A 25960-nucleotide genomic window follows, 5' to 3' on the forward strand; every position below is an offset into this window, starting at 1 on the left:
GCCAACGTCGCCCGGGTCCTGACGGCGTCGGGCGAGACCGGCAGCGCCGCCACGCAGGTCCTGAACGCGGCGGCCGAGCTGGCCAAGCAGTCGCTGGCCGTCAAGCAGGAGGTCGACGGCTTCCTCCGCGACATCCAGGCCATGTGAGCCGCGGATCCGCTCAGATGGCGGCGGCGGGATCCGTCTCGTCGCCGTCGCGGTCGCGCCGCGCGCGGGGGCGTCGGTCGAGCAGCGACCGGCCCAGCGCCCGCAGCGGCGCGGTGAGCCTGCGTGCATCCTCGGCCCGCTCCATGAGGCGCTCGCCGCTGCGGATCTCCTTGTCGAGCCGGGCCATCGTCCGGGCCAGGGCCGGATCGTCGTCGTCGAGCCAGACCTGGGTCACCCGGGCGAAGGCGATCACCACGCCCTGCAGCTTGAGCTGGCCGAGCGGGCCCTCGGTGTCGATCCCGGCCGCCGCCAGCATGTAGCGGTGGGAGTTCAGCATGACGCCGTTCAGCGCGAGCATCGCCAGCGGCTCGCCGCGCAGCGCGTAGGCGATCCGGCGCAGGGCCGGCTTGTAGGGCGTCATGGCGTCGAGGCGCCGCATCAGCACGTCGAACAGGCGCTCGCGGGCCGGCTCCTCCTCGAGGCCGGCGCTGTCGCCCTCCAGGACCTTCCGGTCGATGATCCGGGTCAGGCCGCCCAGGACCGCGCCCTTCGACGGGAACAGGTCGCGCAGCTCGGCCAGCGTCAGACCCGCCTCCCGGGCGATGTCGCCGATCTCGATATCGCTCCAGGGCTGCTCGGCGGCGAGCCGCATCAGGGCCTCGACGGCGGCCTCCCGGGGCGGCAGCTTCGGCGGGTTCGGCGCGGCCGTGCTCGCCTCTGCCAGGCTCTCCCGCGCCGCGCCCTCCGATGTGGCGGAGGCCGTCCCGGGTGCCGTGGCGGATGTCGCGGTCTTGCGGGGGCGCTTCGCCGGCCCTCTGGTCTCGGTCATGGATCTGTCGCCCGCTCCTGTCGGTCGTTGCGCTCTGATGTAGGCAGGCCGACGCGGAAGGGCAGGGGTTTCGCGCGGCCTTGCCGCACGGGCGCCGAGGGGTGTCAGCCGGCGAGCGCCTCCGCCCGCCGCCGGGCCGCCGCCACGGCCTCCCGCATCAGCGCGCCGAGGCCGTCCGGGCGCATCAGCACGTCGAGGGCCGCCGCCGTGGTCCCCCCCGGGGAGGTCACGTTGCGGCGCAGCTCCGCCGCTTCGGCCGGGCTGGCGTCGAGGAGCGCGCCGGCGCCCGCCACGGTGGCCCGGGCGAGGCGGCGCGCCACGTCCGGATCGAGCCCGGCGGCGATGCCGGCCTCGGCCAGCGTCTCGGCCAGGAGGAAGACGTAGGCCGGCCCGGAGCCCGAGACCGCCGTCACCGCGTTGATCTGCGCCTCGTCGGCGAGCCACGCGACGGTGCCGTTGGCCGTCAGCAGGGCCTCGGCGGCGCCGCGCTGTCCGGCCGTGACCTCCGGGCTGGCATAGGCCCCCGTGGCGCCCCGGCCGATGCTGGCCGGCAGGTTCGGCATCGCCCGGACGAGGGCCCGCGCCCGCGGCAGCCGGCCGCGCAGGTCCGCCACGGTCTTGCCGGCCAGGATCGAGACGAGGAGCGTGTCGCGGCCGATCAGCCGGTCGAGTCCGGGGGCCGCCCCGTCGAGTCCCTGGGGCTTGATCGCCAGAACCAGCACGGCGCCGGGCGCCGGGTCCGGCGGGTTGAGGGCGAGGCCCCGCGCGGCGCAGAGATCGACGATCTCCCGGGTCGGGATCGGGTCGATGAGGGTGGTGCGGCGCGGGTCGAGGCCCGCCGCGAGCCAGCCCGCGAGCATCGCCCCGCCCATCTTGCCGGCCCCGGCCAGGACCAGGGAGGCGGGCATCGCCGCCGCCGTGGCCTCCGGCTCGGCCCCCGGCGCGGTCACGCCTCGCCTTCGGTCTCGAACAGCACCGCGTCCAGCGCATCGCGGGCGCTCTTGCCGGCCCAGAGCACGAACTGGAACGCCTGGAAGTAGCGTTCGCAGGCATCGACGGCGGTCTTCATCATGGTGGCGCATTGCGGGTGCGTCGGCACCGCCCCGCCGGTCAGCAGCAGCGCGTGCCGAAACATCACCACGCCGTCGCTCGTCCAGAGGTCGAAATGGCCGACCCAGAGCTGCTCGTTGATCAGCGCGATCAGGCGCATCACCTCGGTCCGCTGCCGCTCCGGGACCTTGAGGTCGAACGCGCAGGCGACGTGCAGGGCCTCCACGTCCTCGATCCACGTGAAGGCGACGTTGTAGTCGGTCCACCGGCCGGGGCTCGTGACCGACATCTCGTCGGTCTCGGCCCGGTCGAAGATCCAGTCACGCAGGGACGCCAGACGCTCGACGACGTCGAGCGGATGCTCGTTCCGGTCCGGGTCGTGGAAGTCGACGTTGAGAAGCGGCATGACGATCCAAAAGGACGGCCCGGACGACATCCGGCCCGACGTGACGGTGACGCGAAACCGGAGCGCGAGAACACTCCGAGAACTGGGACGACCGGCAAATCCACGCCGGCGGTGAGCCGATCGACTGTCGAAGCTCCGCGGACATCGCCCCGCAGCGATCGAATCACCCTATACCCGACTATAGACCGGCCGTGACTCACGACACAAAGTGCAGGCCCCGTTCAGTGAACAGGAAACCGGATCGTCGCGACGGCTTCCTGTGTAAAAGCTCCCGGCGTTGCCGCCCGGACTCAAACCACCTCGCTCAGCCCGGCGGCGCCCGCCACGGCGCCCCCGGATTTCGCCTCCAGGGCCGCGACGCGGGCCGCGAGGGCCTCATTCTGCGCCTGCAGGTTGGTGACGAGGTCGCGGAGCACGTCGAGCTCCTCCCGCGAGGCGATGTCGAGGTCGCGGATGACGCGCTCGATCTGCGCCCGGACCACGGTCTCGGCCTCGCGGCGCACGCCCTGGGCGGCACCGGCCGCGTCGGTCATCAGGCGGGCGAGGTCGTCGAACAGTCGATTGGAGGGGGGCATCCTGGTCTCCCGGATCGGCTGGCTGCCGCGACGGCCGCCTGACGGCGCGATTCGAGACGACGAGATAGGAATCTTCGGGGCGGGGAGCAACGCCCCTCCCGGCCGGGGCGGCGGAGCGGGGACGGATCGAACCCGCTCCGCCCTGCGACCTTACATGCGGTGCATGCGGTGGTGCATCATCCGACGGTGCATGCGGTGATGCATCATGTGCCGGCGCATCATCCGCCGCTCCATGTGGTTCATCCGGACCTGGGTGACGGCGTCGGGGGCCGCGACGGCGCCGGGCATGGCCGGGGCCGCGGAGGCGGGCTGCACCAGGGCGGCGGCGCCCAGCGAGGCCAGCACGGTGAAGGCGAAGGTCAGTTTCCTCACGAAGAGACTCCAGTTCTCTGTTCGCCGGGTAGGATGCCCGGTTCATCCTCCCGGACGGGAGGTACGGAGAGTCGTCTCGCGCCGCGGGGCGGCACGGCGGACCTTCGAGGGTCCGCCGCCGTCAACTTGTGAGTTAGAGATTCGTTTCCTCGAACGCCTTCACCCACTCGGCGCAGATGCCCGAGCGCACGATGTCGTTCCGGGTGAACTCAACCACCGGTATGGGCATCATCCGGCTCTTGACCAAGTGCATGACGGTGCGCAGCCCCGAGGTCTCGCGCAGGTCGGTCTGGGAGACGTCGCCGTTGATGATGACCTGGCAATCGTCGCCGATCCGGGTCAGGAACATCTTGATCTCGGCGGTGGTGGTGTTCTGCGCCTCGTCGAGGATCACGAGGCAGTTCTTGAAGGTGCGCCCGCGCATCACCTCGAACGGGACGATCTCGATGTCACCGGTCTTGAGGGCGATCTCGAAGGCGGCCGCGCCCATCCGCTCCTTCATGGCCTCGGTCAGCGGCGCGACCCAGGGGGCGATCTTCTCCTCGAGGGTGCCGGGGAAGAAGCCCAGCGACCGGCCCGACGGGACGTTCGGGCGGGTGATCACCACCTTGGAGATCCGGCGCTGGCGGAGCTGGTCGGCGGCGCGGGTCCCGGCGATGTAGGTCTTGCCGGTGCCGGCGGGCCCCAGGACGATGACCTGCGGGGAGCGGGCGAGGGCGTCGAGATACTCGGCTTGGCGTTCGGTGAGGGGCTGGATCGGGGCGAGGTTGCGTTCTTCGTCGAAGCGCGTGCGGTGAATACGGGACGTGCGGTCTTCAACCAGTTCAAGTCGTGCGCGGCGTCTCTTCATGGATGTACACTCCAACGGGACTTGCCAACCTGGATCTGTTTCTGAACTGCCGTTTACCTGCCTGCTCCCGGTTCTACACGTCTTGCGGAACTAATACCGTCCCTTTGCCGAAGGTTCCGCGCCGCGCTCGTCTGCCTGTGGAGAGCGTCACAACGTCCCGCGCGCGGCCGAATACGTGACGCAACGGCCGCGCCAGCGTGATTCGCACCTGACGATTGCGCACGGGGTGTGACCAGGGGGTGACGGTCGGCGCGACCGCCCGGGAAAAGGTGCCGTGCTGGCGCGGATGCATCAGGCTTGGGAGGGGGGAGACGCGCTGACGCGGCATCCGGCACGAAAGCGTTCCTCCGCGCCCGATCGGGCGAAGCCGGCCGACCCTGCCGCCCTGGACCGTCCGGGCTTGATCGGCGGGACTAGCTTGATCCAGCCTGGATGAAGCTGTCGAGGACCATCTTCCGGCCGGCCTTGTCGAAGTCAACGGTCAGCTTGTTGCCATCGACCTCGGCGACGGTGCCGGGGCCGAACTTGGTGTGGAAGACCCGCTGGCCAGCCTCGAACGCCGAGGGCGTGCCCGTCGACTTGGCGATCAGCTCGCCCTCGATCTGCCGCGGCCCCCCGGCCTGTCCGCCGGCCCGGCCCCCCGGCGCGGACCCGAAGCCGCCGCGGCCGGCCTGCGGCGCGGTGGCGGCCTGCGCCCGCTGCCAGCCCGGCGTGCCGTAGCTCGATCCGAACGGCGCGGGGTTGCGGTCGAACCGCGAGGCGCCGGCGGAGAAGTGGGCCGGCGCCTCGATCACGTCGACGGCCGATTCCGGCAATTCGTCGATGAACCGGGACGGGATGGTCGAGGACCACAGCCCGTGGATGCGCCGGTTGACCGCGAAGGACAGCTTGGCCCGCTTGCGCGCCCGGGTGAGGCCGACATGGGCGAGGCGCCGCTCCTCCTCCAGGCCGGCCCGGCCGCTCTCGTCCAGCGCCCGCTGGCTCGGGAACAGGCCGTCCTCCCAGCCGGGCAGGAACACGGTGTCGAATTCGAGCCCCTTGGCGGCGTGGAGCGTCATCAGGGAGACCCGGTCGGCGCCCTCCGTCTCGGAGGCCTCCATCACCAGGGAGACGTGCTCCAGGAAGGCCGCGAGGTCGGGGAATTCCTCCATGGAGCGGACGAATTCCTTGAGGTTCTCCAGCCGGCCGGCGGCGTCGGCCGAGCGGTCCTTCTGCCACATCTCGGTGTAGCCGGATTCCTCCAGGATGGTCTGGGCGACCTCGCTGTGCGGCTGCGCCTCCACCAGCCGCGCCCAGCGGGAGAAGCTCGCGGTGAGCGCCCGCAGGGTCGAGCGGACCCGGGGCTTCAGCTCGTCGGTCTCGCACAGGCGCTCCGCGGCGATCCGCAGGGGCAGCCGGTTGGCGCGGCCGTAGGTGTGGAGCTGCTGCAGGGTCGCGTCGCCCAGGCCCCGTTTCGGGGTGTTGACGATCCGCTCGAAGGCGAGGTCGTCGCTGACATTCACGGTGGCGCGCAGATAGGCCAGGGCGTCGCGGATCTCGGCCCGCTCGTAGAAGCGCGGGCCGCCGATCACCCGGTAGGGTAGGCCGAGCTGGACGAAGCGGTCCTCGATCTCGCGCATCTGCGCAGAGATGCGCACCAGCACGGCGATCTCCGACAGGGGATGCTGCTTGACCTGGAGCGACTCGATCGATTCGGCGAGCAGCCGCGCCTCCTCCTCGGAATCCCAGGCCCCCGACACGGTGACGCGCTCGCCCGGCTCGTCCTCGGTGCGCAGGGTCTTGCCGAGCCGGCTCTCGTTCCTGGCGATCAGCCCCGAGGCGGCCGCCAGGATGTGGCCGGTGGAGCGGTAGTTGCGCTCCAGACGGACCACCACGGCGCCCGGAAAATCGTGCTCGAAGCGCAGGATGTTGTCGACCTCGGCCCCGCGCCAGCCGTAGATCGACTGGTCGTCGTCGCCCACGCAGGCGATGTTCTTGCGATTCTGCGCGAGCAGCCTCAGCCACAGGTACTGGGCGACGTTGGTATCCTGATACTCGTCGACCAGGATGTAGCGGAACCGGTCCTGGTAATTGGCGAGCACATCAGGGTTCTCGCGCCAGAGCTTGAGGCACAGCAGCAGAAGATCGCCGAAATCGACGGCGTTCAGCGTCGCGAGCCGGGCCTGGTAGGCGGTGTAGAGCGCCCCGCCCTTGCCGAAGGCGAAGGACGCGGCCTCGCCCGGCGGCACCTGCTCGGGCGAGAGGCCGCGGTTCTTCCAGCCGTCGATCGTGTGGGCGAGCGCCCGGGCCGGCCAGCGCTTCTCGTCGATGTTCTGGTCGGCGATCACCTGCTTCATCAGCCGCAGCTGATCGTCGGTGCCGAGGATGGTGAAGTCGGATTTGAGCCCGACGAGCTCGGCATGGCGGCGCAGGATCTTGGTGCCGATGGCGTGGAAGGTGCCGAGCCAGGGCATGCCCTCGCCGGCCGGGCCGATCAGCGCGCCGATCCGGTGCTTCATCTCCCGGGCGGCCTTGTTGGTGAAGGTCACCGACAGGATGTCGAAGGGCCGCGCCCGGTTGGTGGCGATCAGGTGGGCGATGCGGGTGGTGAGCACCCGGGTCTTGCCGGTGCCGGCCCCGGCCAGCACCAGGACCGGGCCCTCCGTGGTCTCGACGGCGCGGCGCTGCTCGGGGTTGAGCCCCTCGAGATAGGCGGCGGCGTCGCGGCGGAGCGCGCCCATGGCGCGGGCGGCGATGGAAGAGGCGGGAGCGCCGTCCCCGGCGGGCTGCGCATGCGGGCGGTTCTGCATCCCGCATCCCTGGACCAAATCGCGAACGGCGTCGAGGGCGCGTGCGCGCGGTGCGACCTGAGCGTGTGGGCGCAGCCGCTTGCACGCCGGGTCTCATGCTCCGTCCCGAATCAGGTTCCGCTTCGCTGCGCCTGTCCGGGAACCGGCACATCGAGCGCCGCGCGAGCGGCTCCGGACCGTGGCATCACCGCTGGCGCCTCCGAGGGCTTATCGTGCTATGGCCACTTGCTCGCGGGGGCACGCGGGACGGTCCCGCGCGGAAACGAGTGCGGAACGGGACCATTGCGTGATCTTCTGACCGCGCTGGCGGGCGCCGTCATCCTGGTTCTCGTGGCGGCGCTGGCCGTCCCGCCCTTCGTCGATTGGCAGGCCCACCGTGCGCTGGTCGACCGGGCGCTCACCCGGTCGCTCGGTGTGCCCGCCCGGACCGACGGGCGGATCGAGGTCCGGCTCCTGCCCTCGCCGAGGCTGCGCGTCGACCGCCTGCATCTCGGGGCCGATCCGGAGCGCCCGACCCTCGATGCGCGGTTCGTCAAGGCCGAGGTCGCCCTGGCGCCGCTCCTGAAGGGCGAGTTCCGCTTCACAGAGACCCGGATCGGCCGGGCCGAGATCAAGCTCCCGCTGGCCGGCCCCGACGCCCTGAAGCTGCCGGGCGGTCTCGGGGAGGCCCTGGGCACCCGCGATTTCGCCATCGAGGCGCTGCACGTCCAGCAATTCCTCGTCACCACGCAGGTGCCCGAGACCGGCCGGACCGACCAGTTCTACGCGCAGGACCTGACCCTGCAGGCGCCGGCCCTGGTCGGGCCCTGGCGCGTGGAGGGCACGAGCGGCGGCGTCCCGTTCCGGGCGGTGAGCGGCACGCCGGGGCCGGACGGGCGGCTCGCCGTGAAGATCTCGGGGGGCGGCGATGCCCACCCGCGGTTCGAGGCGGATGCGCGGTTCGGCCTCGTCCCCCTGGAGACCGGCCGGGCGGTCCAGGTGGAGGCCGAGGGCTCCGCCCGCCTCGTGGTCGGTCCGCCGACCCAGGCCGCGGGCGCCTACCTGCCGTTCACGATGGGCGCGACGTTCAAGGCCAAGGGCACGCAGGTGCGGTTCGAGGGGGTCGATCTCGCCCTCGATCCGGGGGGGCGCACCCTGCGGCTCGGCGGCACCGGCCGGCTCGACCTGCGCCAGTGGCGCGCCGCCCTGAGCCTGGAGGCCCGCCGCCTCGACCTCGACGCCTTCCTGGCCTCGACCGAGGGCCAGAACCTGATCGCCCGCGGCCTGCCCAGCTGGGGCGGCGACCTGCCGGCGATGCTCGACCTCGATCTCGCCGTGGGCAGCGCCATGCTCGGGGGGGACGAATGGTCGAACCTCGCCCTCACCGGCACCCTCGAGCGGGCCGGCGGCCTGCTGCTGCGGCGCCTCACGGCCACCGGCCCGGCGGAATCCACCGTCAGCGTGAGCGGGCAGGTCGACACCGCGCCGTTCCGCCTCACCGGCCCGGTGGCGCTGAGCGCGCCCGATTCGGACGCGCTGGGCCGCTACCTGCGCCGCCTCGGTCTGGAGAACCCCCTGACCGCCCTCCTCGACGGACGCCGGGTCGAGGCGGCCGCCGATGTCTCCGCGGACCCCGGGAGCCTGTCCCTGCGCAACCTGCGCCTCGCCCTCGGCGCGGCCCGGATCACCGGAAACGCCCGCTACACCGCCGCGGAGGCCGGGGCGCGGGGCCATTTCGAGGCGCAGATCCGCGCGAACGGCATCGACATCGCCGGCCTGCCGCCCCTCGGCACCGCCCTGGGGAGCCTGCGCGACCTCGACCTCGCCCTGACCCTGGAGGCGCGGGACGTGCGCTTCGGGGCCACGGGCTCCGGCACCGGCACCATCGCGGCGAGCATCCAGACGGACAGCGCCGGCCTCGTGGTCGACAGCCTCGCCGTGACCGATCTCGCGGGCGCGAGCGCCACGCTCTCCGGCCGGATCGGCGCGGACGGGACCGGGCGCGTCTCCGGCCGCCTGAAGGCCCCGGTGGCGGCGCCGCTGCTGGGCCTGCTCGAACGGGTCTGGATCGGCGAGATCCGCCTGCTGCCGGCCTTCCTGCGGGACGCGCCCCTCGACCTCGCCGTCAGCCTCGACCGGGAGGGTGGCCCCGCCCAGGCCCTGCGCACCCAGGCCCGGGGCAGCGCCGGCGGCGGCAGCCTCGACCTGACCCTGGCGAGCCGCGGGACGGGGATCGAGGGCGGCACCGCGACGCTGAGTACCCCCCGGGCCGGGACGTGGTTCGGGCGGACCGACATCGCCGGCCTCCAGCAGCCCGCCGCGCTCCACCTGAAGGCCGAGCGACCGGACGGCGCCGGGCTCGCTCTCAGCCTCGACGGGATGGTGGCGGGACTCCGGCTCGCGACCTCCCGGCCGATCCTGATCGGCGCCGACGCGCTGCCCAGCGGCGGCGTGGTCCGGGCCGAGACGGCCGATCTCGGGCCGTTCCTGACGCTCGCCGGGGCCGCGAGCCTTCCGCCGGGCGCGTGGCCGGCCGACCTGACCGTCACCGTGTCCCGGGAGGCGGGGGAGGGGGCCGCCACCCTGGCCGGCCAGATCGCCGGATCGGGGGTGAGCGGGACGCTGCTGCGGGCGCCGGGCGGCGTCCCCCACGGGCGCCTCGCCCTCGACCGGCTGTCGCTGCCGCACCTGGCGGAGGCCGTGCTGCTCCCGGTCCAGGAGGGCGGCCGGTTCGGGCCGTCCCCCGCCCACCCGGCCGTCACCCTCGACACCCGCATCGCCAGGCTGGACCTCGGGCGCGGTCTCGTGGCGACGGATGCGACCATGGCCCTCGGCCTCGCAGAGACCGGCCTGACGCTGCGCGACCTGACCGGCAAGCTCGGCGGCGGGCGGATCGCCGGATCGGCGACGATCACCCGGGCCGGGGCCGGCGCGGCGATCTCCGGTACCGGCAGCCTCGACGACGTGGCGCTCTCCGCGCTCACCGGCGGCCCGGTCGGCGGCCGCCTGGATGCCGATCTGCGCTTCGCCACCACGGCGGAGACGATCCCGGGGCTCGGCGACGGCCTCTCGGGCAGCGGCACGCTGGTGCTCAAGGACCTGCGCGTCCCGGCGGCCGATCCGGCGGCGCCGGGGCGCGCCCTGTCCCGGGCGGTGGAGATCGACGATCCCCTGCGCGAGGGCCGCCTCCAGGCCCTGGTGGCGGAGGAACTCGCCAAGGCCGCGGCGCAGGCGGGCGCGCCGGCGCGGGCCGCGGCCACGATCGTCGGCGGGGTGCTGCGGGCCGGTCCGTTCGACATCGATTTCGGCCCCGCCCGCTGGGCCGGCGCGGTCGGCTGCGACCTGCGCGGCGGCCGCCTCGACGCCCGCGGGACGCTCACCGGCGGTCCGGTGCCCCGGGGCTGGAGCGCCGGACCGCCGGCGATCCAGATCGGCCTGGCGGGGCCGCTCGCCGCCCCCGAACGGACCCTCGACGTCGGCGCCCTGTCGAACGGGCTCGCCGCCTTCGTGCTCCAGCGCGAGCTGGAGACGATCGAGCTGACGGACGCCGATCAGGTCGAGCGGCAGCGCCGCCGCGCCCGGATCGAGATGGATCATGCCCGGGCCGCGGCGCTCAAGGCCGCCGCCGACAGGGCGGCGGCGGAGAAAGCCGCGGCCGAGAGGGCCGCCGCCGAGGAGGCGGCCCGCCGGGCGCGGGTCCTGGGGGAGGGGGCGGACCCGGCACCCTCCCCCGCCGAGGGACGGCCCTGAACGGGCGGCTCAGGCCTTCCCCACCGCCATCAGCGCGAACGCGTAGATCAGCGCGACCTCCTCCAGCCGGTCGAACCGGCCGGCGGCGCCGCCGTGGCCGGCCTCCATGTTGATCCGCAGCAGCACCGGGCCGCCGCCCGTCATGGTGGCGCGCAGCCGCGCGACCCACTTGGCCGGCTCCCAGTAGGTGACCCGCGGATCGGTGAGCCCGCCGAGCGCCAGGATCGCCGGATACGCCTGGGCGGCGACATTGTCGTAGGGCGAGTAGGACAGGATCGTCCGGAAATCGGCGTCGCTCGCCCCCGGGTTGCCCCATTCGGGCCATTCCGGCGGGGTCAGCGGCAATTCCGCGTCCAGCATGGTGTTAAGCACGTCGACGAAGGGCACGTCGGCGACGATGCCGGCAAACAGCTCCGGCGCCATGTTGGCGACCGCCCCCATCAGCATGCCGCCGGCCGAGCCGCCATGGGCGACGATGCGTTTTTCCGCCGTGTAGCCGGCCCCGATCAGCGCCCGGGCGCAGGCGATGAAGTCCGTGAAGGTGTTGGGCTTCTGCGCGCGCTTGCCGTCGAGATACCAGCGCCAGCCCTTCTCGGTCCCGCCCCGGATATGCGCGATGGCGTAGACGAAGCCCCGGTCGACCAGGCTCAGCAGGTTCGTCCGGAATCCGGCCGGCATCAGCGTCCCGTAGGAGCCGTAGCCGTAGAGCAGCAGCGGTGCGGAGCCGTCGAGCACGAGGTCGCGCCGGTGCAGGAGCGAGATCGGCACCTGCTCCCCGTCCGGGGCGGTGGCGAAGAGCCGCCGGGTCACGTAGGCCGCCGGGTCGTGCCCGCTCGGCACCGCCTGGCGCTTGCGCAGGGTCCGGTCCCGGCTGTCGCAGGCGTAGTCCCAGGTCTCCGACGGGGTCGTCATGGACGAGTAGACGAAGCGGATCGTCGCCGTGTCGAAGGCGAGCCCGGACCGGAGCCCCAGGGCGTAGGCCTCCTCGGCGAAGGCGACGCTGTGCTCGGCGCCGCTGGCGAGGTCGCGCACGACGATCCGCGGCCGGGCATTCTCGATCTCGAGCCGGACCAGGTGGCCCGTGAGCAGGTGCAGGTGCCGGATCATCACCCCCGGCCGGTGCGGCACGAGGTCGGTCCAGTTGGCGCGGCCCGGAGCGTCGAGGGGGGCCGTGACGATCTTGAAGTCCTCGGCCCCGTCCGCGTTGGTGCGGATGTACAGCCGGTCGCCCCGGTGCTCGACCCCGTAGATCAGCAGCGGCTCGCGCGGCTGCACGAGGCGCAGGGGCCCGGCGGGGGCGTGCCGGTCGAGCAGCCGGACCTCCGCGGTCTCGTGGTCGCTCGCCGTCACGTCGAGGAACGCCCCGGACTGGGTCCGGCCGATATGGACGAAATAGCCGGCATCGGCTTCCGTATAGACGGTCTCGTCCTGTGTCTGCGCGGTGCCGAGGCGGTGGCGCATCACCTTGGCGGGGCGGTGGTTGGCGTCGAGCGCCACGTACCAGAAGCTGTCGCCGTCCCCGGCCCAGACCGCCTCGCCGGAGGTCGCCTCGACCCGGTCGTCGAGGTCCAGCCCGGTGGCGAGGTCGCGGATCCGGATCGTGTAGAGTTCCGAGCCCTTCGTGTCGGCGCTCCAGGCGAGGCGGGCATGGTCGTCGGAATGCACCGCGGCGGCGATCTCGAAGAACGGCAGGCCTTCGCCCTCGCGGTCGCCGTCGATCAGGATCGTCTCCGCCGGGTCCGGCCCGGCCTGCGGCACGTCGGGCGCCGTCGCCGGCCTCCGGCAGATCAGCGGGTGCTGGCCGCCCTCCCGGTGGCGCGTGTAATAGGCGAACGGCCCGTCGGGGTCCGGGACGCCGCTCTCGTCCTCCTGGATCCGCCCGCGCATCTCGGCGACGAGCCGCTGGCGCAGCGCCGCGGTCCCGGCCAGGGCCGCCTCCGCGTAGGCGTTCTCGGCGCGGAGATAGGCGTCGATGTCCGCGGGCAGGGCGGCGGGGTCCTTGAGGACCGTCTGCCAGTTCTCGGCCTTCAGCCACGCGTAGGGATCGGTGATCGCCTGTCCGTGGACGCTGAAGCGCCGCGGCCGGATCTCGGCGACCGGCGCCCCGGTGGATTGCGCGCGCAGGCCGTGGCCGATGTCGGTCATCGTCTCTCCCGTCGGGTCCCGTCAGGTGCGGGTGAGGGCATGTGTCCCGCCCCGCGCCGGGATGCAAGGCGGCGCGGCGCAGGGCCGGCGGGAGCCTGTCCCGACCTCGGGCGTTGAAGCCCGGACCGTGGCGTGGCTCACGGTCGCCGGTTCGACGCCGAGGTGCCGACATGGTCGCGATCCCCGACACGCAGGCCGATTCGCAGGACGAGGATCCCCAGCGGGACCTGCAGCAGGTGAACGAGATGCTCGCGGACTGGGCGGCGCGCTCGGCGACCACGAGCGAGGCGCTGGTCGAGCGCTTCGAGGCGATGGGCTACCCGGTGCGCGGCAAGTCGGAGGACGAGATCGCCGAGATCCTGCGCCGGCCGCCGACCCGTCCGGTCGGGACAACGTGACCGCGGTCGGTCCGGGTTAGGCAAAAAAACCTTGACTTTATGAATTTTCCTGACAGGGTGCGAGCGCTCCTGCATTCGTCGTACCCAACTAGGAACAAACCATGAACAAGCTGGCCAGGAACCGGCGTGCCGAGACTGCCCGACCGAAGCGGGACCGGGCGGAGCCGGCAGACCTGCCGCCGGAGGCGGGCCGCCTTCTGGCGCGGCTCGGCGAGGCGGGGGCCTATGCCCGGCCCGATCCCCTGGTCGAGGACGCGCTGCTGGTCCGGCGCGGCGGCGACGGCATCTCGGTGGGGAGCGGTCGCTTCGCGGTCGCGTCCGGCCGGGCCCTCGCCGCCGCCGACCTGGCGGAATGGGACCCGGCCGGTACGCGGCTGACGATCAGCGCCGCCGGGCGGGCGCGCCTGCGCCGGCAGGCCATGCCGGGCGACAGGGCCTTCGCCGCGCAGCATCAGGACCTCACGGTGGTGGCGGAGGGCGGGGAGCCGATCCTGCGCAACGCCTCCGAGAACCCCCTCGCCTGGATGGTGCGCCGCCGCGGCCGGGACGGTGCGCCGCTGATCGATGCGGCCGCCTTCGAGGCCGGCGAGCGGCTCCGGCGGGACATGAACGCCGCCGCGCTGCTGCCCCGGATGGGGAGCGATCCCAGTGCCCCCCGGGTCGATGGCGGCGGCCCCCGCGACCCGGCCGCCGCGGCCGACCACGTGATCGCGGCCCGGCAGCGGGTCCGCGGCGCCCTCGACGCGGTCGGGAGCGACCTGTCCGGCCTCCTGATCGATCTCTGCGGCTTCCTGAAGGGCCTGGAGCGGATCGAGGTCGAGCGGCGCTGGCCGGCGCGCTCGGCCAAGGTCGTGGCGCGCATTGCCCTCGGGCGGCTGGCCGAGCATTACGGCCTGGAGCGCGAGGCCACGGGGCCGGAGCACGCCCGCCTGCGACTGTGGCAGGCTTGATGCGGACTGTCACGGATCCGATCCGTGAGGTCCGGCGGACGGCCGCCGTCGCGCGGGCGGACCTCGATGAGTTAGGCGCATCGCGGTCCGGGATGATCCGGTCCGCCGCTCAGCCCGCCGCGGCGAGCCGGACGGCGTCGCGGTGGATCCGCTCGGCCATGGACCGCACGCCGTTGGACCGTTTCGAGGTGACGTGGGAGCCGAAGCGGAGCTGCCGGAACAGGTCGAGCCCGTCGGTCTCGGCGGCCTCGCGCGGGGTCTTGCCGGTGTAGAGCGCCACCATCAGCGCGACGAAGCCGCGGACGATGAAGGAATCGCTGAAGCCCTGCAGCACGAGGCGCCGTTCCGCCGCGGCGTCCTCGACGGCGGTGTCGATCCAGACCTGGCTCTCGCAGCCATGGACCCGGTTGGCCTCGGTCCGTAGGGCGTCGGGCATCGGCGGCAGGGCGCGGCCGAGCTCGATCAGGTATTCCAGCCGCATGTCGTCGTCGTCGACGATCTCGAAATTGTCGATGATGGTGCCGATCGGGGGAAGCATGGTCGTCCGGATCCGGGAAACGTCTGCGCCGCTATAGGCCGGCCGCGCGGCGGTGGCGACGGCCCCCAGCGACGCGGGCGGTCAGTGCGCCGCCACGGAGGTGGGCGGGAGGATGAGCTTCAGGGGATCGACCGGCGAGGCGTCGCCCGACACGGCGATCTCGGCCTGCGCCGCATAGGCGGCGATGAGCCGGGGGCCGAGCTTCGGGACGTTGGGCCGGCCGGAGGCGGCCATATCGCTCACCCCGGAGACGATCGACAGGCGCAGGGGCTGGCCCGCCTCGGCCTCCATGCCGATGCAGATCGAGCAGGCGACGTGCTCGGCGGTGGCGTCCAGGCACTCGGCCACGATCTCGGCCACGATCATGCCCAGCGCGTTGGCGGTGCGCGGCTCCACGAGCCCGTTGCCCGAGCCCTCGACCTGGACGCCGATGCGCCCGGCCCGGCGGAGCTGCCCGAGCCCGGAGGCCAGGCGGTGCAGGTAGTCCTTGAGGTCGATGGAGGCGATGTGCGGCGCCTCGTGGAGGTGCTGCTGCACCAGCGCGATCGCCCGGACCCGCTGGCCCAGGGCCTCGAAGCTGCCGCGGCAGGCATCCGGCGCCGCCCGGCCGTACAGGCCGATCAGGCTGACCATCACCTGCAAATTGTTGCGGACGCGGTGATAGACTTCAGCGAGCAGCGTCTCCTTCTCGGCCAGGGCATGCTCGATACTCTCTTCGGCGTGCTTGCGGTCTGTGATGTCGAAGCACGACCCGAGATAGCCCTGGAACCGCCCGTCCTCCACGAGGGGGCGGGCGGTGTCGAGCAGCCAGCGGTACACGCCGTCGTGCCGGCGCAGGCGGAACTCCACGGTGAACGGCGCCCGGGCGTCGAAGGCCTCCGCGACGACCCGGGCGTGGCGGTCGAAATCCTCGGGATGCAGCCCCTCGCGCCAGCCGAGGCCGAGTTCCGCCGCAAGCGGGCGCCCGGTGAATTCCAGCCAGCACTCGTTGTGGTGGACCGCGTGCCCGTGCGCGTCCGAGCGCCACATCATCAGCGGGACGACATCGGCGAAGCGCTTGAAGCTGTCGCTCAGCGCGGCCGCCTCGGCGGTGCCCTGCGCCGGAACCGTTCCAGTATCCCCCGCGGGACCATCGTCCAGCGGCTCAGCCGTTCCGGACCCTGGGGGCTGTCCGACCATTCTCTGTCCGATTCGCTCTGGCGACGTGTGTGAGGGAGACGACTGGGTATGGATAGCGCCGGTCAACGTGCCGACCGAGGCACCGTTCCGGTCTTCAGCCGCCTTTGGAGCCGTCATTCACAGGCACGGGCACGGCGACGGGGCGACCGCTCCGGATCAAGGTGCTCGAACCGGGGCACGCCGTCGTCCCACGGGGGCCGCCGGGGCGCTGCGCTGGTCGCCGCCGGGACGATCCGCGTCGTGCCGCAGGTTTCGGGTCGGGGATTCGCGCGGCACGACTTGTGAAACCTGTCTCCCGTGCTTGCGGCGACGGCCATCCATCTCCGGCAGCGGCGTCTTGACTCGACCGTTCCACGGGACGAGCCGCCGGGACCTGCCGCGCGCCGTCCCTTCTCTGCGCGGGGGCGGATTCCCGGATCGCGTTCGATGACGGCAACGGCCGGAAGCGATGGGTCACCCCAATCGCCTCTGCGGGGGAGGGAGGGCGCGTGGCCGCTCAGGAATGCCATATCCGCCGACCGGACGATGAGCCCGAATGCGACGTGTGAAGCCGCCGGCCTCTGCGCGGGAAAGCGGTCCCCGCGTCGGCCCGACCTCCTTCGGGGGCCCCCCGATTCCGTAGGGGGAGGGCGCGTGCCTTCGCGGGCGTGGTCCTTCCGTCCAGGGCCCGGGGCGGCGGGGGGGCGATGCAATAAGCGTCTCGGCAGAGCCGGTTCGGCTGCGACATTCGCCCCACGCAACGATCGCCCCCGACACCGATTGGGCAGGGTGCCGCCACGTTCGTGGGCGGACCAATCATCCCCATACCGACGAGATCGCGATGACGCCTCAATTCTGGCTGTGGCTGGGCTTTGCCGGCATGGCGGCGGGGGCCGCGGTGATCCTGCTCCTGGCCAAGCGACGGACACCGACGGAAGAAGCCGACGGGATCATCCACGGGATCGTGCCGATCATCGCGGCCTGCTCCTACTTCGCCATGGCGACAGGGCAGGGAAGCCTCGTCCTCCCCGCCGGCCCCGACGCGGCCGAGGCGGCGCGCCAGTTCTACTTCGCGCGCTACATCGACTGGACCTTCACCACGCCCCTGCTGCTCGTCGGCCTCGCGCGGACCGCGATGCATTCCGGGATGCGCCGGTCGGCCGTCGTCTGGGGGCTGATCGGCTCCGACCTGATCATGATCGTGACCGCCCTGGCCTTCGGCCTGTCCGACGCCGCCGCGGTGAAGTGGACGTGGTTCACCATCTCCTGCGGCGCGTTCGTGGCCGTGTTCTACGGGATCTTCGTGCAGCTGCGCGAGGAGAATGCCGCCGAACGGGCCGACGTGCGGGCCGCCTTCCTGCGCAACGCCATATTCCTCACCGGGGTCTGGTGCGCCTATCCCGTCGTGCTGCTCGTCGGCCAGGACGGCCTCGGCTTCCTGTCGCCGACCGTCGCCCTGGCGGTGATCGCCATTCTCGATCTGACCGCCAAGGTCGCCTACGGCATCATGGCGACCCTGGAGACGACCCGCGCCGTCGACCGCGATCTCACGGACGGGCGCGCCGAGGCCCGGCCGCTGCGCCGGGCGGCCTGACCCGGATGGCGGCCCGGTCATCCGTCCTCCTCCCCGGGGAGGCGGCTAGCCCGGGCCGCCATCACGCGCATGCCTGGGGAGCCCGGCTGCTCCACGGCGCCGGTGCGCTCGTCGCGCTGGGGCTCGCCGCCTCGGCCTTCCTCCCGCGCGAGGCCTCCTGGCTCGTGGCGCTGACGGTGGTGATCGCCCTCGGGGTTCCCCACGGCGCCCTCGACGGCGCGGTGGCGGCGCCGCTGCTGCGCCCCCGCTACGGGCGGGCCTGGTTCGGGATCTTCGCCGTCCCGTATCTCGGCCTCGCGGCCTTGGTCCTCCTGGCGTGGCAGGTCGCCCCCCTGGCTACCCTGGCGGGGTTCCTGGCTCTGTCGGTGCTGCATTTCGGCGCGGAGGATGCCGGCCCCGGCCGACCCTGGGAGGCCCTCGTGCGCGGCGGTCTGCCGGTCGCCCTGCCGGCGCTCCTGCACCCCGCGGCGACGGCGGGGATCTTCGCGGTCGTCGCACGGACGCCGATGCCGCAGCTGCCCGCCTGGTGGTCGGTCGCGGCCTGGCTCTGGCTCGCCCTGGCGGCGATCTGGATCCTCACGCACCGGGCGGTGCCGGCCGTGCGCATCGAGATGACGATCCTGGCGGCGGCCTTCGCGGTGCTGCCACCCCTGACGGCCTTCACCCTGTACTTCGTCGGCCTCCACGGCCCCCGGCACATGCAAGCGCTGGTGCGCGACCCAGGGCGGGCGCCCGGCGTCGATACGATGCGGCGCGCCGTCCGCGCCGCGCTGCCCGTCTTCGCGTTGACCCTCCTCCTCGGCGCGGGCCTCTGGCCCCTCTACGCCGCCGGCGCGTCCGATGCGGCGTCCAACCTGCTGACGGTGACGCTCCAGATGCTGTCCGCCCTGACCGTGCCGCACATGCTTCTCGACCGCATCGCGGCCCGGCACTGAGACGGGTCCTGGGTTCGGCCGGGCGGCCGAAACACCGCGGCGCCATTCGTCCGCGCGTGCCCGCGGGAAATCCGCCTGGGACAAGCGCAATCCGCCCGGAGCCGGGCCCGATTCGGGGGCGGCGGCGGGGTGCCGTCTGCGCGGTCGACAACCTAGCGGAGCAGGCCTATCTGCAACCCAGGCTTGTGGAATTTTATAACCTGCGATAGCCTCGCCCGCGTCGTCCAGGGCCGATCGTGCTCGATGGAGCCGTTGCGCCGATCAGCGCGGCCTCGGGCGGTCGGCATCGGGTTGGTCCTGCAGGTTGTGCCGATCGGGTGAAGTTTTCGCGATCAGGTTGCTGCCGAAAACCGATTTTTAATCATCAGAAGTTGTAATCAGGGTCGTAATTGCCGCCCTGGTTGTGACAATGCCCGGATCTCCTGGACCCTCCTCCCGTCGAGACATCGCGGCCGTCCGATCGTGTGGTCGGACCAGATGGCTCCTCGCCCTCGCCGTGTCGTCGATCAGCCTCACCGCCCGCTTCGGTGTCGGCGATGCCCGGGCGCAATCCAGCTCACTGGTCAATGTCTGTGCCGGGCTCGGCGTGACCCTGCCGCACCTCCAGGGCCCGAGTCCGATCACCGCGCCGTTCAGCCTCGTGACCGGACTGACCACGACGCTCAATGGATTGGTCGACACCATCAACCAGGGCGTGGTCACCCCGCTCTCCGATACCACCCTCCGGGTCGGCGTCCTGGATGCGAACGGCAATCTCGTCAGCGTCGCCAGTCCCGGCGGCTGCAACCTGAGCGCGTCGAGCCTGACGCTCGACAGCAGCAAGGGGTTGTCGCTCGGCGGGGGCCGGATCGGCGGCCTCGGAGATACCGCCGGCCAAGCCGCGCGCGCGGGCGAAGTTTCGGCGATCGCCCTCGGCGACGGGAGCCAGACGGCGGTGGGCAGCGCGAACGCGGTGGCGCTCGGCGCGCAGGCGACGGCGAGCGGCAGTAACGCGATCGCGATCGGGCTGCGCGGGAGTGTCGCCGGCACGGATGCGATCGCCATCGGGACCGATGCGAACAGCTCCGCTCTGGCCGGATTGAGCCTCGGTGCGCGCAGCGCGGCCAGCGTCGCCGGAGCCGTTGCCCTGGGGAGCGGCGCGGTGGCCGACCGCCTCGGCCTGAACGGCGGGTCGGAGGCCTTCAGCGGGCTCAGCGTCGGATCGAGCGCGGGCGCCGTGTCGGTTGGGGCGGCCGGCGCCGAGCGGCAGATCACCAACGTCGCCGGTGGCACGCAGGCCACCGATGCCGTCAACCTGCGCCAGCTCTCGGCCGTCGGCGGCAACCTGGCGGCCGGCATCGGGGGCGGGGCCAGGTTCGACACGGCCACTGGCCTGTTCACGGCGCCGAGCTTCACGATCCAGGGGAGCACCTACGGCACGGTCGGCGGCGCGCTCGGCGCGCTCGATCTCCGCGTGTCGGGGAATGGCACGGCGATCTCCGCGGCGACCACCGATCTGCAGCAGCTGCAGAGCCAGGTTGCCGCGCTGCCGAACCTCGTCCAGCAGGATGCGGTCACGCGCACGATCACCGTCGGGAAGACGGCCGACGGCGGCTTGGTCAGCATCGCGGGCTCGGCGGGGGATCGGCGTCTGACCGGCGTGAGCGCCGGGACGGGCGCCAACGATGCCGTCAACCTGACCCAGCTGCGCAGTGCCGGCACGACGGTCGCCGCCTCCCTGGGGGCGGGGGCCGGTTTCAATCCGGCGACGGGGGCCTATCAGGCGCCGAACTACACCGTCGCGGGATCGTCCTACACCTCGGTCGACCGCGCGATCGGCGCCCTCGACACGCTCTCGGTGCAGTACGTGCCCGGCACGTCGGGGGCGGCCACGAACGCGGTCGACTTCAGCAAGGGCGGCGCCCTCGGCCCGGTGACCTTGCGCGGCGTCGCGCCGGGATCCCTGGCGGCGGGCTCCAGCGAGGCCGTGAACGGCGGTCAGCTCCAGAGCACGAACCAGCAGGTCGCGACCAACACCGCCAGCATCTCGGTGCTGCAGAATGCCTTCAGCACGAGCGCGATCGGGATCCTGGCACAGGATCCGGTCACCCATACGATCACGGTCGGGGCGGCCACGGGCGGGACCCTGCTCAACGTCGCCGGCACGGCGGGCGACCGGCGTCTCACCGGCGTTGCAGCGGGCACCAGCACCAACGACGCGGTCAACGTCGGACAGCTGAGCGCGGCCCTGACGGTCGCGACCGGCAGCGCGGCGGCCCTGGCGGCGAGCAACCCGGCCGGCGCGGCGCTTCCCGCCACGGGCGGCGCGGACGCCGTGGCGGTCGGGTACGGCGCATCGGCGGCGGCCGCGCGCTCGGTTGCCATCGGCAGCGGATCCGTCGCGACGGAGGCCGATACCGTCTCGGTGGGGGCCGTCGGAGCGGAGCGCCGGGTGGTCAACGTGGCCAATGGCACCGTGGCGTCCGGATCGACCGATGCCGTCAACGGCGGGCAGCTCTACGCGGTCGATCAGCGGGTGACCGCGGTGTCGGACGCGCTCACCGGGCTGCGCGGCAGCCTCGACGACGGCACCGTCGGCCTCGTCCGGCAGAACCCCGCGACCCGCATTCTCACGGTCGGTGCGGCCACGGACGGGACCGTACTCAACGTGAGCGGCACGGCGGGCAATCGCCGGATCACCGGCGTGGCGGCCGGCGTCGCGGGCAGCGACGCCGTCAACCTCGACCAGCTGAACGCGGTGCTGACCGGCGGCGGAACGCCGGGCGCCACCGTGCCCCTGGCCGCCAGCAACCAGGCGGGCCTCGGAGCGCCGGCCGCGTCCGGGCGCGACGCCCTCGCCATCGGCCCTGGCGCATCGGCGACCGCGAGCCGGTCCATCGCGATCGGGAGCGGTTCGGTCGCGGATCAGGCGGACACGCTGTCCGTGGGACAGGTCGGCGCGGAGCGGCGCATCGTCAACGTGGCGGCCGGGACCGTGTCGAGCGGCTCGACGGATGCGGTCAACGGCGGCCAATTGTTCGGCGCCACCGCGCAGGTGGCCGCCGCGCTCGGCGGCGGCGCCCGCGTCGATGGCCAGACCGGTCGCTGGACGGCCCCGACCTATACCATCCGCGGCAGCGGCTATTCCGATGTCGGAAGCGCCCTGAACGCGGTCGATGCCGCCCTGACCGGCAACGCCGGCCAGATCGCCGCCGTCACGCAGCAAGTCGCGGTCCTGCAGAATGCCGGAGGCGGCGCCCGGCTCGTGCAGCAGACGAGCGCCGGCGGGGCCGTGACCGTCGCCAGCCAGGTCGGCAGCCGTGTGCTCACCGTGTCCGGAACCGACGGCCCGCGCACGATCAGCGGCGTTGCGAACGGGCAGGCTGCGGGCGACGCCGTGAATCTCGGCCAGCTCAACGCCGCGGCGCAGACGCTCGACGCCGCGATCCAGGATTTTCCCGTGCGCGCCAACAACGCCCGCGGTGCGGCCCCGCCGGTGGCGGCCGGGGCGGATTCCTACGCGAGCGGCTACGGTGCGGCGGCCCTGGGCGCGGCGAGCGTCGCGGTCGGCTCATCCGCTTCGGCCCAGGGCTCCGGCGCCACGGCGACCGGATCCGGCAGCGCCGCCAGCGGCAGCGACAGCGCGGCCTACGGCCAGGGCAGCCAGGCGACGGCCTCGGCGACCACCGCGATCGGGACCGGAGCCCAGGCGACCTATGCCGGCGCGACCGCGATCGGCTACGGGGCGACGGCCACCGCCGACCCGACCACGGCCGTCGGCTACAGGGCGGCCGCCAGCGGCAACGAGGCCTCGGCGTTCGGCGCCTATGCCAGCGCGACGGCCGAGAATGCGACCGCCCTCGGGCGTTCGGCCAGCGCGACCGGGTCCGGCGCGACCGCGGTGGGCGTCGATGCACGGGCCCAGGGGACCGGCTCGGTGGCCGTCGGGCAGGGCGCCCAGGCCGCGCACGACAACGCGGTCGCGCTCGGCGCGGGCGTGGCCACCACCCGGGCCAACCAGGTGGCGATCGGCGCGTCCAGCCAGACCTACACCCTCGCCGGGCTCGCCTCGGCCCAGAGCCTCGCCACGCAAGCGGGGCCGACCGGCTTCGTGACCACGGACGCGAGCGGGAACCTCGCGGCGTCGAGCTTCGGCCCGGCGAACCTCGACGCGATGAACGGGCGGATCGGCACTCTGGAGGCGAGCGTCGCCGGTCTGCAGAGCGCCACGCTGCAACTCCAACGCGATGTCCGCAGCGCGTTCCAGGGCACGGCCATCGCGCTGGCCCTCTCCGGAGCGGTCCTGCCGGAAGGCAAGGCGTATGCGGTCTCGGCGAATTTCGGCACCTATCGGGGACAGGGTGCTTTCGGCGCGGCGGGCACGGCCCGGATCGGCGACAACCTCTACGCCTCCGGGGGCATCGGTTTCGCCGTCAACGGGCCGAGCAACATCGGCGGACGGGGCGGGATCACCCTGGCGTGGTGACGCTCCCGCGGGCCGGCCGTCGGAGCCGCGGGTTCCGATGGCCGGCGTGAATACAACTATAACCTGTATTAACCCCTTGCGCGATAGCTTCCTGCGCCTCTCCTGCACAGGGCGAAGATCGATGTACCGAGCTTTCGCCTGCCTGGCCCATGAGCACGCCGCCTGGACGGTTCCGCTCGCGGTTCTGATCTGCTGGTTCTCCTGCCAGACCGTCCTGCGCCTGTTCCAGCAGGCCCGCGAAGCGAGAGGCCGCGCGCGTGCCGGCTGGCTGGGCGCGGCGAGCCTCGCGGCGGGCAGCGGCATCTGGAGCACGCATTTCATCGCGATGCTCGGCTACGATCCCGGCATCGGCGTCGGTTACGATCTGACCACGACCCTCACCTCGCTGGCGATCGCGATCACGGTGACCTTCGTCGCCCTTGCCCTGGCCCAGCATCGCGACCGGTTCGTCGGCACGATCGTGGCCGGTCTCGTGCTCAGCGCGGGCATCGCGGCGATGCACTTCACCGGCATGCTGGGCATCCGCCTGCCCGGCCGCTTCGTCTGGTCGGTTCCCGTCGTCGCCACCGCCCTGGCCGTCAGCGCTATGTTCTCGTGCGCCGCGCTGTTCGTGGCCGCACACTCTGGGACGCGCCGGCCCCACGTCTGGGCCGCCACCCTGCTGACATGCGCCGTCGGCGGTCTCCACTTCCTCGCCATGGGGGCCGTGCGGGTCGTGCCCGATCCGAGCCTCGGCGCGGGCCCCGAGAGCCTCCCCCGCGGCGCGCTGGCTCTGGGCGTCGCCGCGGTCATGCTCGTGGTCGTCGCGTTCTGCGGGCTGGCGCTCCTCGCCGAGCGCCTGCACCGCAGCAACGGCGCCTTGCGCGAGCGCGAGATCCTCCTGTCCGAGAAGACGGACCTGCTCAACGCCATCCTGGAGACCATGGACCAGGGGCTGATGATGGTCGACGCGCAGAAGGTGGTCCGGGTCTGCAACGAGCGCGCGATCGGCCTGCTCGGCCTGCCCGCCCCGATGATGCGGGGGCAGCCGACCTTCGCGGCGGTGCGCGACTTTCAGCTCGCGCAGCAGGATTTCGCCAAGTCGGGCCCCGACCTGCGCCAGTGGGTGGCGCGGAGCGGCCTCGAACTGGCCGCCCACACCTATGAACGCGAGCGGCCGAACGGGACCGTGCTGGAGATCCGAACCGTCCCGCTCCCCGCGGGCGGGGTGGTCCGGACCTACACCGACATCACCGCGCGCAAGCAGGCCGAGCGCCGCATCGCCGAGAGCGAGGAGCGGCTCGCCCTCGCACTCGACGCGGGCAGCGACGGTCTCTGGGACTGCGATCTGACGACCGGGACGGCGTGGTCGTCGGAGCGCTGGTGGGGCATGCTCGGCTACGCCCCGGGCGAGCTGGACAGCCACGCCCGCACCTGGCGTGCGCTGCTTCATCCCGAGGATGCCCTGCGCGCCCAGCACGCCCTCGACGATCATCTGAGCGGGCACACGCCGCTGTTCGAATGCGAGCACCGCCTGCGGCGCAAGGACGGGTCCTGGGCCTGGCTGATGACGCGCGGCCGGATCGTCGCCCGCGATCCGGCCGGCACGCCCCTGCGCTTCGTCGGGACCCAGATCGACATCAGCGCCCGCAAGGAAGCCCAGGCGCAGCTCGCCCACATGGCCCATCACGACGCCCTGACCGGGCTGCCGAACCGCACCCTGTTCCACGAGTGCCTCAACCGGAGACTCGCCGAGATCGGGCATTTCGGCGGCCGCTGCGCGGTCCTGTGCCTGGACCTCGACCGCTTCAAGGCGGTCAACGACACCCTCGGGCATGGGGCGGGCGACGCGTTCCTGCGGGCGATCACCCAGCGCCTGCGGTCGACGCTGCAGGCCGAGGACACGGTCGCCCGATTGGGGGGCGATGAGTTCGCGATCCTGCTGGGCGGCACCCGCGGGCTGGAGGACGTCGCGGGTTTAGTCGAGCGCCTCATCGCGGCGGTCCAGGTGCCGATCGCCTTCGGGGAGCACCGGATGCAGGTCGGCCTGAGCGTCGGCATCGCGTTCGCGCTGGATCACGGTGCCGGCGGCGAGGACGTGCTCAAATGCGCCGATCTCGCCCTCTACTGCGCCAAGGCCGAGGGGCGGAACACCTTCCGGTTCTTCGACGCGATGATGGATGCCGCGGCCGCCGAGCGGCGCATGATCGAGCGCGATCTTCGGCACGCGATCGAGCATGACGAACTCACCCTGTACTACCAGCCGCAGCTCCGGGCGGATACGCGCGATCTCCTCGGCTTCGAGGCCCTGGTGCGCTGGGTGCATCCGGTGCGCGGCCTCGTCTCCCCGGCCGACTTCGTCCCGATCGCCGAGGAGAACGGCCTGATCCTTCCGTTGGGGGAGTGGGTCCTGCGCGCGGCCTGCCGCGAGGCGGCGCGCTGGTCGGGAGTCCTGAAGGTGGCGGTCAACCTCTCGCCGCGCCAGTTCCAGCAGACCGACCTGCCCGAACGCGTGCTGGCGATCCTGACGGAGACGGGCCTGTCCCCCGACCGCCTGGAGCTGGAGGTGACGGAATCGCTGATCATCGACGATACGGCGCGGGCGCAGTCCATCCTGCGGCGCCTGAAGGAGTTCGGGATCCGGATCGCGATCGACGATTTCGGCACCGGATACTCCTCCCTCGCCGCACTCCAGGCGTTCCCCTTCGACAAGATCAAGATCGACCGGTCCTTCGTGGGCCGTCTCGAAGAGAGTGCGCAGGCGGCCGTGATCGTGCGGGCGGTCCTGGGCCTCGGGCGCAGCCTCGGGATGAAAGTGGTGGCCGAAGGCGTCGAGACCGAGGCGCAGATGCGCTTCCTGGCCGATGCGTCCTGCGACGAGGTCCAGGGTTTCCTGATCGGGCGACCGCAGCCGATCACGGTCTGGACCGGCAGCGCCTACGACCCCCGGCTCGAACCGCGCGCGCGGGCTCTCGTCTCGGACGCCGCCTGAGCAGGCCTCTGCGGGATATCGAGGGATTCGGGATGAGCCCGCAGCCGGTGCGGGGGCGC

Annotated in this window: 17 protein-coding genes; 7 read left to right on the plus strand and 10 right to left on the minus strand. The window is 72.7% G+C overall.

Annotated elements, in window-relative coordinates:
- Positions 1-160: 160 nt before the first annotated feature.
- From MKK69_RS09260 to MKK69_RS09290, 7 genes are all read right to left on the minus strand, one after another.
- The gene (locus MKK69_RS09260; RefSeq protein WP_243967466.1) at positions 161-976 is read right to left on the minus strand and encodes a TetR/AcrR family transcriptional regulator; all 816 of its coding nucleotides are present in this window, start codon (positions 974-976) and stop codon (positions 161-163) included.
- Positions 977-1080: 104 nt separating this feature from the next.
- A complete protein-coding gene (proC, locus tag MKK69_RS09265; RefSeq protein WP_243967499.1) occupies positions 1081-1884 on the minus strand; it encodes a pyrroline-5-carboxylate reductase in 804 nt (267 codons plus the stop codon).
- A gap of 38 nt (positions 1885-1922) precedes the next feature.
- Positions 1923-2432, minus strand: a complete 510-nt coding sequence (locus MKK69_RS09270; protein ID WP_243967468.1) for a YbjN domain-containing protein — start codon at positions 2430-2432, stop codon at positions 1923-1925.
- Positions 2433-2722: 290 nt separating this feature from the next.
- Positions 2723-3007: an accessory factor UbiK family protein gene (locus MKK69_RS09275; RefSeq protein ID WP_243967469.1), complete on the minus strand. Its 285-nt coding sequence runs from the start codon at positions 3005-3007 to the stop codon at positions 2723-2725.
- 150 nt (positions 3008-3157) lie between these two features.
- A complete protein-coding gene (locus MKK69_RS09280) occupies positions 3158-3379 on the minus strand; it encodes a hypothetical protein (RefSeq protein ID WP_243967470.1) in 222 nt (73 codons plus the stop codon).
- A 133-nt stretch (positions 3380-3512) separates the two neighbouring features.
- Positions 3513-4229: a PhoH family protein gene (locus MKK69_RS09285; RefSeq protein ID WP_243967471.1), complete on the minus strand. Its 717-nt coding sequence runs from the start codon at positions 4227-4229 to the stop codon at positions 3513-3515.
- A gap of 413 nt (positions 4230-4642) precedes the next feature.
- Positions 4643-7018, minus strand: coding sequence for an ATP-dependent helicase (locus MKK69_RS09290; RefSeq protein WP_243967472.1), 2376 nt, complete (start codon positions 7016-7018; stop codon positions 4643-4645).
- A gap of 282 nt (positions 7019-7300) precedes the next feature.
- Here MKK69_RS09290 and MKK69_RS30960 point away from each other — a divergent pair, with 282 nt between their 5' ends.
- The gene (locus tag MKK69_RS30960; protein ID WP_279598277.1) at positions 7301-10747 is read left to right on the plus strand and encodes an AsmA-like C-terminal region-containing protein; all 3447 of its coding nucleotides are present in this window, start codon (positions 7301-7303) and stop codon (positions 10745-10747) included.
- Positions 10748-10756: 9 nt separating this feature from the next.
- On the opposite strand, the gene MKK69_RS09300 is transcribed toward MKK69_RS30960, so the two are convergent.
- Positions 10757-12892 (minus strand): S9 family peptidase, encoded by a 2136-nt coding sequence (locus MKK69_RS09300; RefSeq protein ID WP_243967473.1) that lies wholly within the window; start codon positions 12890-12892, stop codon positions 10757-10759.
- Between the two features lie 170 nt (positions 12893-13062).
- Between MKK69_RS09300 and MKK69_RS09305 the strand changes: the two genes are divergently transcribed.
- On the plus strand, positions 13063-13290 hold the full coding sequence (locus MKK69_RS09305) for a hypothetical protein (protein ID WP_243967474.1): 228 nt from the start codon (positions 13063-13065) through the stop codon (positions 13288-13290).
- A gap of 101 nt (positions 13291-13391) precedes the next feature.
- Positions 13392-14240, plus strand: a complete 849-nt coding sequence (locus MKK69_RS09310; RefSeq protein ID WP_243967475.1) for a DUF6456 domain-containing protein — start codon at positions 13392-13394, stop codon at positions 14238-14240.
- Between the two features lie 109 nt (positions 14241-14349).
- On the opposite strand, the gene MKK69_RS09315 is transcribed toward MKK69_RS09310, so the two are convergent.
- Entirely contained in the window at positions 14350-14778 is a 429-nt protein-coding gene (locus MKK69_RS09315; protein WP_243967476.1) for a SufE family protein, read from the minus strand.
- An 81-nt stretch (positions 14779-14859) separates the two neighbouring features.
- Positions 14860-15957, minus strand: coding sequence for a sensor histidine kinase (locus MKK69_RS09320; protein WP_243967477.1), 1098 nt, complete (start codon positions 15955-15957; stop codon positions 14860-14862).
- An 820-nt stretch (positions 15958-16777) separates the two neighbouring features.
- Here MKK69_RS09320 and MKK69_RS09325 point away from each other — a divergent pair.
- The 4 genes from MKK69_RS09325 to MKK69_RS09340 all read left to right on the plus strand — a co-directional run bounded on the left by MKK69_RS09325 (position 16778) and on the right by MKK69_RS09340 (position 25901).
- Complete coding sequence (locus tag MKK69_RS09325) at positions 16778-17530, plus strand: bacteriorhodopsin (protein WP_243967478.1); 753 nt, start codon at positions 16778-16780, stop codon at positions 17528-17530.
- A 5-nt stretch (positions 17531-17535) separates the two neighbouring features.
- Positions 17536-18465: a Brp/Blh family beta-carotene 15,15'-dioxygenase gene (locus MKK69_RS09330; RefSeq protein ID WP_243967479.1), complete on the plus strand. Its 930-nt coding sequence runs from the start codon at positions 17536-17538 to the stop codon at positions 18463-18465.
- A 496-nt stretch (positions 18466-18961) separates the two neighbouring features.
- Positions 18962-22930 (plus strand): beta strand repeat-containing protein, encoded by a 3969-nt coding sequence (locus tag MKK69_RS09335; RefSeq protein WP_243967480.1) that lies wholly within the window; start codon positions 18962-18964, stop codon positions 22928-22930.
- Positions 22931-23051: 121 nt separating this feature from the next.
- A complete protein-coding gene (locus MKK69_RS09340; RefSeq protein ID WP_243967481.1) occupies positions 23052-25901 on the plus strand; it encodes an EAL domain-containing protein in 2850 nt (949 codons plus the stop codon).
- Positions 25902-25960: the final 59 nt, after the last annotated feature.

Origin of the sequence: Methylobacterium sp. J-026 (assembly GCF_022829585.1) — a bacterium.
Classification (GTDB): Bacteria; Pseudomonadota; Alphaproteobacteria; order Rhizobiales; family Beijerinckiaceae; genus Methylobacterium.

Coding starts and splice junctions, on each gene's coding strand:
- MKK69_RS09260 (WP_243967466.1), bottom strand. CDS start 976: ATGACCGAGACCAGAGGGCCGGCGAAGCGCCCCCGCAAGACCGCGACA.
- proC (WP_243967499.1), bottom strand. CDS start 1,884: ATGCCCGCCTCCCTGGTCCTGGCCGGGGCCGGCAAGATGGGCGGGGCG.
- MKK69_RS09270 (WP_243967468.1), bottom strand. CDS start 2,432: ATGCCGCTTCTCAACGTCGACTTCCACGACCCGGACCGGAACGAGCAT.
- MKK69_RS09275 (WP_243967469.1), bottom strand. CDS start 3,007: ATGCCCCCCTCCAATCGACTGTTCGACGACCTCGCCCGCCTGATGACC.
- MKK69_RS09285 (WP_243967471.1), bottom strand. CDS start 4,229: ATGAAGAGACGCCGCGCACGACTTGAACTGGTTGAAGACCGCACGTCC.
- MKK69_RS09290 (WP_243967472.1), bottom strand. CDS start 7,018: ATGCAGAACCGCCCGCATGCGCAGCCCGCCGGGGACGGCGCTCCCGCC.
- MKK69_RS09300 (WP_243967473.1), bottom strand. CDS start 12,892: ATGACCGACATCGGCCACGGCCTGCGCGCGCAATCCACCGGGGCGCCG.
- MKK69_RS09305 (WP_243967474.1), top strand. CDS start 13,063: ATGGTCGCGATCCCCGACACGCAGGCCGATTCGCAGGACGAGGATCCC.
- MKK69_RS09310 (WP_243967475.1), top strand. CDS start 13,392: ATGAACAAGCTGGCCAGGAACCGGCGTGCCGAGACTGCCCGACCGAAG.
- MKK69_RS09315 (WP_243967476.1), bottom strand. CDS start 14,778: ATGCTTCCCCCGATCGGCACCATCATCGACAATTTCGAGATCGTCGAC.
- MKK69_RS09320 (WP_243967477.1), bottom strand. CDS start 15,957: ATGGTCGGACAGCCCCCAGGGTCCGGAACGGCTGAGCCGCTGGACGAT.
- MKK69_RS09325 (WP_243967478.1), top strand. CDS start 16,778: ATGACGCCTCAATTCTGGCTGTGGCTGGGCTTTGCCGGCATGGCGGCG.
- MKK69_RS09330 (WP_243967479.1), top strand. CDS start 17,536: ATGGCGGCCCGGTCATCCGTCCTCCTCCCCGGGGAGGCGGCTAGCCCG.
- MKK69_RS09340 (WP_243967481.1), top strand. CDS start 23,052: ATGTACCGAGCTTTCGCCTGCCTGGCCCATGAGCACGCCGCCTGGACG.